This window comes from Aquibacillus rhizosphaerae, assembly GCF_030282825.1.
GTDB classification, from domain to species: domain Bacteria; phylum Bacillota; class Bacilli; order Bacillales; family Amphibacillaceae; genus Aquibacillus_C; species Aquibacillus_C rhizosphaerae.
Genome location: NZ_JASTZU010000063.1, coordinates 61793 through 74414 on the forward strand (window position 1 = coordinate 61793; position 12622 = coordinate 74414).

Below are 12622 nucleotides of genomic sequence, written 5' to 3' on the forward strand. Positions count from 1 at the left end.
CACTATAAACGTCGAAAAATAGAGTTAATCAATAAATGGTTAACTCTATTTATGTATTTACTCTATCAATTTCATAATACCAATATTGTCGCAGATGACTGAATAAGGTAATTATGAAATTAACTTACTTATAAGAATTTTTCTCTTTGGTGATGGGTTGTATGGAAGAAGATAAGATGCTACGCATGCTTTTTCTTTTTATGTTTGTTGTAATTGTACATGTATATTTTTTAGAAGTTCTTTGATAGGTGCAATAGCTTCTTGAACATTGTTTGCTTTGATCGTGTAATTTCTAGCATCTGGATATTGATTGATTGTATGATCATAGCGTGGATCATAATAATGTTTAAGTAATAAGTAAACGGCTTCTGAGTAATTTTCTCCAAGAAGGTTTTTTTCTATTTCAGTTGCGATAGGTGTGTGTATCCTTCTTTTAATAATCTTAAAGGCGCGAATGAATTCTTTAGGATCCTTCCAAGGTTGATAATCATCTAATATGTTTTTCACACGTTCTTCTATTGGTATATCAACAAGAATCTGTGTTCCTTGTTCCTTCTCTCTTAGTAAGAAGTCTGGTAATATTACTTTTCCAATTCTTCTGCTTTCTGCTTCCATTAAGATAAAAGGAGAGTCTCGGAAAGAAAGTAACTTATCAAGTAACTGCGCATCAAAGGTCTTTTGGTTACTTGGCTCCAGTCCAATTTGCCCAAAAATAGATCCTCTGTGAGCGGCCATTCCCTCTAAATCAATGACGGGGTAATTTTCTCTTTGCAAACTCTCCAAAATAATCGTTTTACCTGTCCCTGTATATCCATTTAATGAATAAGTGATTGGTTTCATTTCAAAAGTTTCTAGTGTATCGACTACCCAGTTACGATAGGCACGTATCCCACCTTCTAAACGTAAGACAGGTATATCCATTAAGTCGATAACCGTTGCTGCTGTTTTACTCCGCATCCCGCCTCGCCAACAATATACAACTTTTGGTTTATGAATTTCACTAAAGGTACTAATAAATTGAGGTAGTTTAGCTGACATAATCTCAAGCCCACGTTGTTTAGCAACGCTAACACTTTCTTGTTTGTACAGTGTTCCAACTTCCGCGCGTTCATCATCTGTGAAAACAGGGATGTTAATACTTCCAGGTATATTTCCATTTGCAAACTCTGAAGGAGAACGGACATCAACGATTGCCACTTTTTGTTGTTGTTTCATTTCTAATAATTCTTCTAGTCGAATGTCTTGAAACATAGTTTCCACTCCAACGAATGTATTTAAATACAATTTACTTCAACCTGTTTATCAGGTAGTAATACTTTTATTAATAGGAAGTATTACGTCTGAAAATAAAAGATATTTATCTTTGTCTATATAAATTGTATAGTATTCTATAAAAAATGTAAAAATATTGGTCATTGAGTCCATTTCATAATTACCTTATTCAGTCATCTGCGACAATATATAGTTTGGAAATGGTTTTTAACTACATTGTTGTAGGTTACGATAAAATTGGTATTATGAAATTGATTACGTAAAATGTTATCCCTATTATTTAAAAGCAATGAAGATACTGTTATAATACAATCGATTTCTATATTAAAATAAGGCTCTTGCGTGAATTTTGCTGCCTTTTGATTTTCAAAGTTGATAAAAAATCCGACGTAGCTTCATTGTCATTTCCTTCTATCTAGTTCGAGTCCTGCTTTAAAACACTCGTTTTTTCGTAGGGAACGATTCAGCCAGGAACAAAGAAAAAAGCAACTTAGTAAATAAGTTGCTTTAGAATTAATCATTTATTATAAGGCAGGGTGGTCGCAATTGTCACATAAATTAACGTAACAGTCCGCCTTCTCTACTATATCATTTCCACATTTTGAACATTTTTTGCGAGGTAGATTTCTGAAAAATTCAACCATACTAATCATTAGAATCCCTCCGAATCTTTATTGTATACCTATTGTATTATAACATGTATAAAAATTCAATGCTGTATTATAACAATTTAAAAGTAATTAGTTTAAGGAGGAATTAGCGATGAGAATAACGGTAATAGGTTTTTGGGGGGCATACCCAGAACAAGGAAGTGCAACTTCTTGTTATTTATTAGAAAAAGACGGGTATAGTTGTTTGTTGGATTGTGGAAGTGGTGCTCTTTCAAGACTTCAATCGTATAAAGATGTAATGGACATTGATGCTGTCGTGTTATCGCATTACCATAATGACCATATCGCCGATGTGGGTGTGTTGCAATATAGCTGGCTTGTACAGAATTCGATACAAAACACCAATAAAGTTTTACCTATCTATGGACATAGCGAAGATGAGGAGAACTTTAAAAAGCTGACTCATAACAGTACAAAGGGAATTTCATATGACCCTACTAGAGTGTTAGAAATTGGGCCGTTTCGAATAACATTCATGAAAACCAAACACCCTGTTCCATGCTTTGCGATGAGAGTTACAGATGGTGAAAAATCATTTGTTTATACAGCTGATTCTAGTTATATCGATTCATTTATTTCTTTTAGTGAAGGAGCAGATTTACTGATAAGTGAATGTAGTTTTTACGAAAATCAAGACGGAACAAAGGTAGGACATATGAACAGTAAAGAGTGTGCTGACATTGCTAGGAAAGCAAATATACCTGAATTGATACTCAGTCATCATCCTCACTTTGGAAACACACAAGATTTAGTACGCGAAGCCCAGAACTATTATGCAGGAAATATTCAACTAGCAAGAGAAGGACTGACTTGGGGTTTCTAGTAAAGTGCCTTAATTGCCTTCTAATTTTGTTTCTTTTATACTAATAGAAGTGAATGATACGAATACAAACAAGCAAAGGTAGGAGATTTGTGTTATGAAATTTATAGATAATGAAGGTATTACAGATCCGCACATTAACTTAGCGATTGAAGAATATATCTTGAAAAATTTCGGAGCAGAAGATACATATTTATTATTTTATATTAATGAGCCATCCATCATTATCGGGAAAAATCAAAATAGTGTTGAAGAGATAAATACGAACTATGTAGATGAATTTGGCATCCATGTAGTAAGAAGACTATCTGGTGGTGGAGCTGTTTATCATGATCAGGGAAATTTGAATTTTAGTTTTATTACGAAGGATGACGGGGATAGTTTTCATAATTTTGCTAAATTCACTCAACCTGTTGTAGAAGCTTTAAATAAACTCGGTGTACCAGCAGAGCTTAAAGGTAGAAATGATTTAGTTGCTGATGGTCGTAAGATTTCTGGTAATGCTCAGTTTACTACAAAGGGTCGTATGTTTAGCCATGGTACATTAATGTTTGATTCAGAAATAGAAAATGTTGTATCAGCTTTAAATGTGAAAATGGAGAAAATTAAGTCTAAAGGAATAAAATCGATTCGTAGCCGTGTAACCAATATTGTTGATTTCATGGAAGAGAAAATTTCCATGGATCAGTTTAAGGAACATATTTTACGTTATATTTTTGACGTTGAGGATGTAAAAGACGTACCTCAATATAAATTAACCGAGCAAGACTGGAAAAATATTCACGAATTATCTAAGGAAAGATACCAACAGTGGGACTGGAATTATGGGAAATCTCCATCATTTAATGTGAAACAGTCCCACAAATTTGATGCTGGCTTAGTTGATGTTCGTTTGGACGTGGAAAAAGGAATTATTAAGAATTGTAAAATATATGGTGACTTTTTCGGCGTGGGTGATGTAAGTGAAATAGAGCAACGCCTTGCTGAAACACGATATGAGCGTCAAGCAATGGAAGTGGCGCTACGTGATGTAGACGTCTCTCATTACCTTGGTAAAATTTCTAAAGAAGACTTTATTAACTTGATCTATTAATAGTCAATCCCTTGTCAATGAAGTGACAAGGGATTGTTTATACTTATAGCTACGACAAGAAAAGAGGTTATCCATGAAAAAGTCACTTTCTATTTATTTTATTTACCTTATCTTGGTATGGGTTTATTTCTATTTCTTTTATCCACTAGAATCTTATAGTCAATCCAATTATGCCGCTCTGGCTCATGCTGTATTTTTTTCAAAGTTACCACTTGAATGGTTATTACTATATGGCTTAATAAAAACGCAAGGTTCTATTGTTTTGGTAGATAAAATAGAAAAGCTAACCAAACTAGAATCAGTAAAGACTATAATTTTCTCTTTTTTATTGGTAGTTGGTTACGGTTTAATTCGCTTCCCTTTTAATTTAGTATGGTTCAACATTACACATTGGGAAGGAACGAGTCGCCAACCCTTTGGTGACTGGTTGTTAGAAATGAGTTTAGATCTGTTTTTTTACTGGATTATTTTATCGGTAGCTATTTATGTTTCCCGATTGCTAATGGTTAGGTTCAAGCGGTTCTGGTGGTTGGTATTATGGTTATTGGTCTTGCCAATTGCACTATTTATTATATACATCCAACCTGTTTGGATTGATCCTTTATATGAAGATTTCACTGAAATGGAGCAAGGTCCGTTAAGAACAGCAATTGAAGAATTCACTACGAGTATAGGCCTTGAGGATACGACGTTACTTCAAGTGAATATGAGTGAAAAAGTAACGACATTTAATGCTTATGTGACTGGGATAATGGGGAATGCAAGAATCGTCATGTGGGATACAACTTTAGCTGGAATGGAACAGGACGAAATTATGTTTATCTTAGCTCATGAGATTGGCCATTATGTTATGCACCATGTTTATTTAGGGGTAGCTGGGTATTTGCTACTTAGCCTATTCTTATTTTTCTTAACTGCATTTATATACAAACGCGTTTGGTTAAATTTTCGAGATAAGACTAGTTTTAAAAGTCCTAATGATCTTAGAGCAGTTCCAATCCTGTTATTAACCATTTCAATTTTATTGACAATAGTACAGCCTATCTCAACGTATGTGTCTAGGCAAATAGAAATCTCAGCCGATACATATGCAATTGAGCATACAGAACAATTAGAACCAGCAATTGAAGGCTATCAGAGAATGGCTAGACAATCAAAGAGTGATATTGATCCTGTTTTTTGGGTGAAATGGATGCGTTCAAGTCATCCATCCATTAAAGAAAGAATTGAACGATTGGAAAAAGAAATCCAAAAACGGGAAACAAACGACAACACTGCCTCGTAGTTACGAGGCAGTGTTGATTAGTTTTCCTCTTTTGACTAGTTAATTTGGTTTCTCGTTTGTTATTAAGTACTCTTCATTGGTTACGTAAAAATCATAGGCTGGACGGTAATCAATTAAATCTAGTTTTTCAAGCTTATGAAAGCTTACCTTTTTGTAAGGATCACCGTGGATAACAGGTAGATCGTCCGTTTGTTTCATATAATTATCTACTGCTTTTTGGACCATATCAATTTCTAGTGCTAATTTATAGTCTTGTTCTTCATAAATCTCATACGTTTCTCGTGACATAAAATACTTTTCTTTTGGAATTCCTTTTAATATTGGAGCTAATAAATGATAATCAATACTTAAATCATCATTAATAATTACACTAAGTGGAATATCATCAGGTAGTTCTAAGCTATATTTTTGAATAGCTCTTTTAATTTCAGGTAAGGAGATGTTAATGAATGGGTAATCCTTTTTTTGCTTTGGTTTTATAGGTGCTTTCCTTTTGAATTTTTCCCACATAATAGGCCTCCTTTCATAGAATGATTTTTTTGAAAAGTTAATAAAGGAGCTAGGTCTAATGATTTATACTTAGCTTTATTGTATCAAAAAGTAAGCTTTTAAATGGTAAATGTGACAAAATTAAGTATATTTAGTTATTTTTCTACCATATATTACAAGTTTGTGGTATTTTCTAATTAGGTCTTTTGCTCACCATTTAACAATGTAAAGGGTGATCAAATGTTAAAACTAAATTATGAAGTAAATCCAGAGACTCTAGCAATAATTGCTGAAGAAGTTGACGGTCAGTATGTATCAATGATAATGGAGAATGGTGAAAGTGAAGATTATTATGTGAAGCAATCACCAAAAAAGGTTATGGATCATGCGTGTAAGTTTTTTGGAAGTAGTTTAAAAGGTCTCAAGGTTATGGTACTACTCAAAAATTAAAAAAACTCCACAATTTTAATATAGAATTTATTATTCTCATCATAGTCATATTCAATGTTTTTAACAATTAACTGTACCAAGTTTTTCTTCTCTTGATCCGTAAGTGTACTCCAGTTGGAAGTGAAGTTCTTTAAAATCATCTTCATCTGTTTTTTATCAAATGTACTTTCTTCCTCAACTATTAATTCATCTAGCACTTCTTTAGCTTCTGACTCAATTTTATTTTCCTCTCGCATTCGTATTTCAAAATCATAGTCATTCATCATTTCATTAGCCCAAGCATACTGCCATTTCTTTTTGCGTTTTTCTACTAATGATAAGTCTTTTTCAGCTTGTTTTATTTCAGCCTTTTTGTCTCTTAGTTGTACTACATCTTTATCAGATGTTTCCCTAGCTGCTTGGTCGAAATTAAATTCTTTTATATAGGAAATAAAAAACTTTTCTAGTGTCCTTTCAGAGACGGTTTTTACACCCTGGCATCTCCCTGTATTCTTATGCATACATCTATAATTCTTATAACTCACTTTCTGGCCACGAGCATTCTTTGTATAAGTTCGATATCCTGTAAGAGCTTGGCCACAATTTTTACATTTCAATCTTCCAGAGAAAATATGGTCGCTATATACCTGCATGGGTGATAGAGATCTACGTCTATCGATAGTTTTCTGAATCTGTTCAAATGTATGCTCATCTATTATAGCTGGGTGAGCATGTTCAATTTGTATTTCATTCTCGGTATCTCTTAACCAGGTAGAAGTTCCTTTGTAAACAGGATTTTTAAGTAATTGGATTAATGGCTTGTCATTCCAGTAATTACCGTCACGAGTGCCTATATTTCTTTCATTTAGGTACTTACAAATGGTTCCAGCACCTTTACCACCCAAATACATGTCTACAATCATTTTTACTGTTTCTGCTTCGTCTTCTTTGATTGTTAGCACACCATCTTTAAGATTGTAGCCAAATAGCCGTTGGTTATGTGTGTACTTACCTTGTCGAGCTTTCTCTTGTAATCCCATACTAATACGTTCTGCCATGTTTTCTCGTTCAAATTGTGCTAGTGCAGCAACTAACGTTATAAACATTCTACCCATTGCCGTAGTAGTTTCATATACTTCTGTTGCTGATTTAAATTTACAATCATACTTCTCGAAAGTTTCTAACAGCTTATATAAGTCCAAAACAGATCGAGTGAGTCTATCTAGCTTATAAACTAGAACACATTCAATCTCGCCAATTTCAATGTTATTAATCATACGCTGTAACTCTGGACGTTTTGTATTTTTAGCGGAAATGCCTTCATCAACATAGAATCCAACTATATCCCAGTTTTGCGCTATGCAGTATGCTTTTAATCGTTCACGTTGTGCCGATATGGAATAACCGTGCTCGGCTTGTTCAGCTGTCGATACTCTTATGTAAATTGCGGTTTTCACATTATCAACTCCTGCAAAAAAAAATATTATTCCCACCGATTTAAAATATATTATGGAAAAATTTAATCAATAAATATAAAATTATACATGTTTCGACTTTTCTCAATATAAATTGATAGGTGGAGTAGTATGAACGGTAATGAAAAAATAAAATTAATAAACAGAAAATTTATATTAAATATAATTCTAGCAAGTATTTTGTATTATAGCTTTCTTCCAATTATGGATATGGAAGTTTCATTTCCTTTTATTTTAATATCAATAATAAATATATTTATCTGGTTACTTTTAAGTTATTCTGTCCTAAATAAGAAAGAAACAATTATATTGCTTCTTGCATCTATAGTTTGCGTAGCGCTTAGTTATTTTCATGTTTTTCAAATTGTTTATTCAGTCTTAATATTAATTATAGTAACCCTTATTCCTATCTTTATTTTTATTGCACGTAGGTTGCAATGGTTTAATGATATAAAGCCGTTGTTAAATGTTTTTATTCATGTATTTGGAGTGCTTAGTTATCTAAATATAATTTTCGTATTAACCGTTTTTGCAGATGAATATATAGAATTATTACCATTTAGTGAACTTCAAATTATTAATTTTATCATTATTTCAAATGGACTTATCTTTGGGGTTTTTATAGTAAACCTCCTTATAAATCTGGTTCCGTTAGTAAAAGGTAGTAATAACACCTGGTTTGTGAAAGTATCACCTTGGCTAATAGCTGGTTGTCTTATTATTCCCGATGTAATTGTTTCTGAAGTAATGTACGGATTTTATTTTGATGTTTTTACTGATAAAGAATATAGTTTTTTTGATTTTTACTATTACAGTTTTTCATTACATTTTCTAACTCCTATTTCAGATGTTGGTGAATTAATACAACTTGAATTAAACAAAAAACTTAGTGGTCAATTCACTTATATTTTTCATATGTTGTCTGTAAGAATGGTTGATATTACAGTTATAGCCACTTTAAGTAGTACGTTTACTAAATTTTTCAAGTCAGATTCTTAAACGTAACAATCGTTCAGATTAGATTTCTTATATATTAGATTTAAATTGCCGTTTTCATTCCATCACCTCATTAGCTTTAGCATACATCGTTTCTATGTGAAAATTGGTAGAATTATTTCGCTTTATTTTTTCGATACGCTCCAAGCAAAGATTTTCACTTACTCTAAAATCATGAGCTAAATCTTCGATTAGGCATGGATTATCCCATTCATAATTATGTAGCATGTGATAGGGGAGAGCTGCGTACATCGTAAAATGGCGAGCATCCCATTCCTGTAACTGTCTAAAAGCATCTGGAAGCATTGATTGATTTCCACAATGTCGTAAAATATGAGCGAATTCATGAAAGAACTGTTCTCTTTGTTCTATCACGCTTGTTCTGGAATCGAGTGTAATAGCTTGATATCTTCCGAACACATCATATCTCGCTGGCATTTCTTTTTGATGGATAAATACGTCATAATAACGAGCTATGTATTTTAAGTTAATTTGTTTAGGGTTGTTGATACCGATTCGCTGATACCAATTTGAAACCCAATCTTCTAGTGCGGTTGTTGTATAGTTAGAAAGTAACACAAAAACACCATCCTTATATCAATTATACGAACAAATGTTCTGATTTTCAATATAAAAATAACCCTGCCTTTTTAATAGGAGGGTTATTACACCTTTTCAATATAATAAATGTTTTCAGAATCAGGTAAAGCTATTCTATCACTATAGAATAGTAACTCAGTGGCCTTGCGGATATTATTAGCAGAGTAATTTAAACTATATTCTTTTTGGCTTATACCGCTGTATATTTTTTCTATTTCTTCTGATGAATCATAAGTTGTTATCCAAAAATAGTCTGTTAATGATTTGATTTTTTCACTCAAACTAACATGATCATCGTGGTCATAAAAATTAGAATATAAATTTTTACCTTGCTTGTAATAAGGTGGATCAAAAAATATTAAAGTGTTTTCCGGATTCAACTTACAAATTTCATTAGAAATGAAATCTTCGGCATCATGATTCGTAAGTTCAATCATTTCCTTAAAACTAGCAATCCTTTTGATTTTTTTAATCAAATTAACTTTATTAAACCTGCAGTCAATTTTGTAATTACTTTGTTGATTTTTTCCACCAAGAGGTCCTCCGGTTATTATGCCGGATACGTTAGTTCGATTCAAAAAGAATGTTGCAAAACCAATTTCTAGTTCTGTGAATCTATCTGGATTCTTTTGGATAGTCCTTTGATAATGCCACTCTTTAAGTGTAACTGGTGTCTCTTCTATCAGTTTTATAAACTCAGTTGTTTGATTAAGAACAGAATTCCAAAATGAATAAATGCATGGGTCTAAATCATTAATGTATATTCTATTTACGTAGTTATTAAATAATAAAAATAGCGCAACACCAGACCCGCCCGCAAAAGGCTCAACATAATTTTCATGTATTGTATTTTCTTTAAGTATATCTACAACAAACTTTTTCATTTGTGTTTTTCCACCTGGATAACGCAGTGGAGAGTCGGTTACTGGAATAATAATCACCTCCTCTGTAATTGTAACTCACTATTATTGATATGGCCACTAGAATAAATGAATGATTTATAAATCATTCATAATATAGTTATTCCTGATATAATCTACCGCAATCTTAAATTGAAAAACAAACTCAGCAACATTATCTGGATTGTCATTCATCCAATGTCTAATTATATTAGTATTTTCAAAGTGCCTAATATTTTCTCGAAACCAGTTTTTATATTCCTCGCGCATCTTTTTATCAGTTAAATTCCTAATCCTGTCATCAATATTTTTGACTAGGTTGTCCCTAACCAATTGAGAATGTATGATATCTTGATTTTCTGTCCAAAAAATGTGATCTTGATCAGCTACTAATTCTTCAAGGTATAAATGTATAGTTTTTTCAGGTGATTCTCTTCCTGGTAGAGCACACATATTTTCGTAATTATCTATTATTTGTTGGTAAGTCAAGCTCTTTTTAACATCACCATCGGCCAATATAATAACACTCTGAAAATATGAGTCTTTTGAAGGCAGTTTTAATAAGGTATCACAGCTCATGCTTGCGCTAATTGCATCAAATCTAATTCCATCAATATTTAAGTCTGGAATGTTGCTAGCCATTCTTTTATAAAAAAATAAGGCCTCATCATCCTCAAAATATATCTTTATTTCTTGATCATTATCTTGGTAGAAATTAAAACGTAAAAACATGTCATTCTTAATCTTTTTATAAGTAGGATTTCTCATTATTTTTGGATTAATTGTGTTTTGTAAATAAATCACATTATAATATAAGTTATCATCTGCCGGATTTTGCCTTGTCTTGATTTGTTTACCAATTATCTCTTTTATAATTGTAAGTGAATGAGATGTGACAATAATTTGGAGATTTAATTGTTTTGAGGCTTTATCAAGAATACCAATCAATTTCTCCTGTGCAGATGGATGTAGACAAGCATCTACTTCATCAATAACTAGAATTCCACCCTTATATTCATCACCTAATTCTCTCTTCAGCTTTTTAAAAGATATAATGGATGTGATTATTGTACTTAAACTGTCTTGTCCTAATGATACTGTTTGGAACGGATAATCAGTAAATTCAGGTCCAATAGATCGTTTACTACTATGTTTTAAATTTTGTTTGGAGATTCTTTCACTTTCAACACTTTCATTGCCAATAATTTCAGTGAAAGCTTCATTTATAAATCTTATATCATCTTCATGTACATTAGTGCTGGAGCTAAGTGAATAGAGGCTCTTATCGGATTCTCCTATTGGAATAACTCTGCTCATTCCTACATATATTGTAGGTATAGGCACCTTAGCATCTGCACCCACATTAAGAAAGTGTTGATTAGTTAGTTTTCCATCTTCCTTTACATTCCTAGGTACAACTTTTAGACGGTCTCCATGCCTGGATACAGTACACTTTTTTAATAGTTCTTCACCTTCATATTCATATTTAAGAAAAGTAGAGTACTTTTCATCTTGATTATTAATATAATCACTGCGTTCATCCAAGTGAAAGATTTCTTGAAATTGACTTTGATAGATTTTATCAAAGTAACTTTTGTGGCCCTTAAGTTCAGATCCATTAGCTACTAAGCCGAGTATTGTAGATTTACCGATGCCGTTATGTCCAGCTATAACTGTAATTCTATTTGCTATGTCAATTTCAATTCCTTTTAATTTACGAAACCTCTCAATAGTAATCGAGTTTAACATGTTCCTTATATTAACCATTTTATTTAAAATCTCCTCTCAAATCTGTTAGCTATAATCTAGTTAATACCAAATACTATCATGCCAATATAATTTGGTATGATAGTATTTTATTCTTTGTTTTATACTCCGTAACACCAATTCCACGTTGCAAACTCTACGATATTAAAGTCAGTGTACTAAATTCAAATGTTTCATAATAGGAAATGTTTTTCTTAGTTTAAATCATATAGATAGTTCTCTATGTATCTTTATAAAAACAACACATATGCGATATTGCTTATGTGTTGTTTTAAAAAAGCCCATAAAAAATGTCTATTTATCTAAATTTTTCTTCTTAGCTTGTTCTGATAAAAACTGAAAATAGTTTTCTAGCTGAGCAATCTCTTCAGGCCCCATAGCCTTCCACTTATCGATATCGAAGAACCCTGAGTCAGTGATGCCGTATTCTTTGATAAGTTTGTTGATTTCAACTAAAGGATCAAAATCTTTCTCCTTTATTCTTTCATAACTATCTACATTTCCTAATAGATAATCTGTAGTTGTATTTAAAGCTTTTGCTAAATCTACAAGCATTGAGTTTGATGGTGAGCTATACTCATTTTCATAATTACTAATGGTAGCCTTAGTGGTATTTACTATTTTTCCTAGACTCTCCTGAGACAAACCTCTTAATTTTCTTAAATGTCTTAATCTATCTGAGAACATATAGGTTCCCCCTAATTATATATGTACAAGTATATTGTACTTGCAAAAAAGTTCTTTTTCTATTAAGTATGAAATAATTGTACAAAATGTATTGACATACAAGATTTTTGTACTTATAATGAAATTCAAGGTACAAGAA

General features: G+C 32.1%; 13 protein-coding genes. 5 read left to right on the top strand and 8 right to left on the bottom strand.

Translation table 11 applies throughout. The features are described 5' to 3' along the window. Positions 1-198: 198 nt before the first annotated feature. Both mnmH and yhfH read right to left on the bottom strand, forming a co-directional pair. Positions 199-1251: a tRNA 2-selenouridine(34) synthase MnmH gene (mnmH, locus tag QQS35_RS20320; protein WP_285934075.1), complete on the bottom strand. Its 1053-nt coding sequence runs from the start codon at positions 1249-1251 to the stop codon at positions 199-201. A gap of 545 nt (positions 1252-1796) precedes the next feature. Further along, a complete protein-coding gene (gene yhfH / locus QQS35_RS20325) occupies positions 1797-1925 on the bottom strand; it encodes a protein YhfH (RefSeq protein ID WP_285934076.1) in 129 nt (42 codons plus the stop codon). A gap of 109 nt (positions 1926-2034) precedes the next feature. Between yhfH and QQS35_RS20330 the strand changes: the two genes are divergently transcribed. The 3 genes from QQS35_RS20330 (at position 2035) to QQS35_RS20340 (ending at position 5141) form a co-directional block, all read left to right on the top strand. Then, positions 2035-2766 (top strand): MBL fold metallo-hydrolase, encoded by a 732-nt coding sequence (locus QQS35_RS20330; RefSeq protein WP_285934077.1) that lies wholly within the window; start codon positions 2035-2037, stop codon positions 2764-2766. A gap of 94 nt (positions 2767-2860) precedes the next feature. Beyond that, positions 2861-3856 (top strand): lipoate--protein ligase, encoded by a 996-nt coding sequence (locus tag QQS35_RS20335; protein ID WP_285934078.1) that lies wholly within the window; start codon positions 2861-2863, stop codon positions 3854-3856. A gap of 73 nt (positions 3857-3929) precedes the next feature. Next, a complete protein-coding gene (locus tag QQS35_RS20340; protein ID WP_285934079.1) occupies positions 3930-5141 on the top strand; it encodes a M48 family metalloprotease in 1212 nt (403 codons plus the stop codon). A gap of 39 nt (positions 5142-5180) precedes the next feature. Here the strand turns inward: QQS35_RS20340 and QQS35_RS20345 are convergent, their stop codons facing one another. Continuing rightward, positions 5181-5651 (bottom strand): DUF3939 domain-containing protein, encoded by a 471-nt coding sequence (locus tag QQS35_RS20345; protein ID WP_285934080.1) that lies wholly within the window; start codon positions 5649-5651, stop codon positions 5181-5183. Positions 5652-5870: 219 nt separating this feature from the next. On the opposite strand from QQS35_RS20345, the gene QQS35_RS20350 reads away from it, so the two are divergent. Continuing rightward, complete coding sequence (locus QQS35_RS20350) at positions 5871-6080, top strand: competence protein ComK (RefSeq protein WP_285934081.1); 210 nt, start codon at positions 5871-5873, stop codon at positions 6078-6080. On the opposite strand, the gene QQS35_RS20355 is transcribed toward QQS35_RS20350, so the two are convergent. Beyond that, positions 6077-7516, bottom strand: a complete 1440-nt coding sequence (locus QQS35_RS20355) for a recombinase family protein (protein ID WP_285934082.1) — start codon at positions 7514-7516, stop codon at positions 6077-6079. The two genes, QQS35_RS20350 and QQS35_RS20355, sit on opposite strands and share 4 nt — an antisense overlap. A 129-nt stretch (positions 7517-7645) precedes the next feature. Between QQS35_RS20355 and QQS35_RS20360 the strand changes: the two genes are divergently transcribed. Next, positions 7646-8533: a hypothetical protein gene (locus tag QQS35_RS20360; RefSeq protein WP_285934083.1), complete on the top strand. Its 888-nt coding sequence runs from the start codon at positions 7646-7648 to the stop codon at positions 8531-8533. A gap of 54 nt (positions 8534-8587) precedes the next feature. Here the strand turns inward: QQS35_RS20360 and QQS35_RS20365 are convergent, their stop codons facing one another. The 4 genes from QQS35_RS20365 to QQS35_RS20380 form a co-directional block, all read right to left on the bottom strand. Continuing rightward, positions 8588-9109: an ImmA/IrrE family metallo-endopeptidase gene (locus tag QQS35_RS20365; protein WP_285934084.1), complete on the bottom strand. Its 522-nt coding sequence runs from the start codon at positions 9107-9109 to the stop codon at positions 8588-8590. Between the two features lie 86 nt (positions 9110-9195). Then, positions 9196-10071 carry a DNA adenine methylase gene (locus QQS35_RS20370; RefSeq protein ID WP_285934085.1) on the bottom strand — a complete coding sequence of 292 codons (876 nt, stop codon included), beginning with the start codon at positions 10069-10071 and terminating at the stop codon, positions 9196-9198. Between the two features lie 57 nt (positions 10072-10128). Beyond that, positions 10129-11796, bottom strand: coding sequence for an AAA family ATPase (locus tag QQS35_RS20375; RefSeq protein WP_285934086.1), 1668 nt, complete (start codon positions 11794-11796; stop codon positions 10129-10131). 294 nt (positions 11797-12090) lie between these two features. Continuing rightward, positions 12091-12483, bottom strand: coding sequence for a helix-turn-helix domain-containing protein (locus QQS35_RS20380; protein ID WP_285934087.1), 393 nt, complete (start codon positions 12481-12483; stop codon positions 12091-12093). Between the last annotated feature and the right edge of the window lie 139 nt (positions 12484-12622).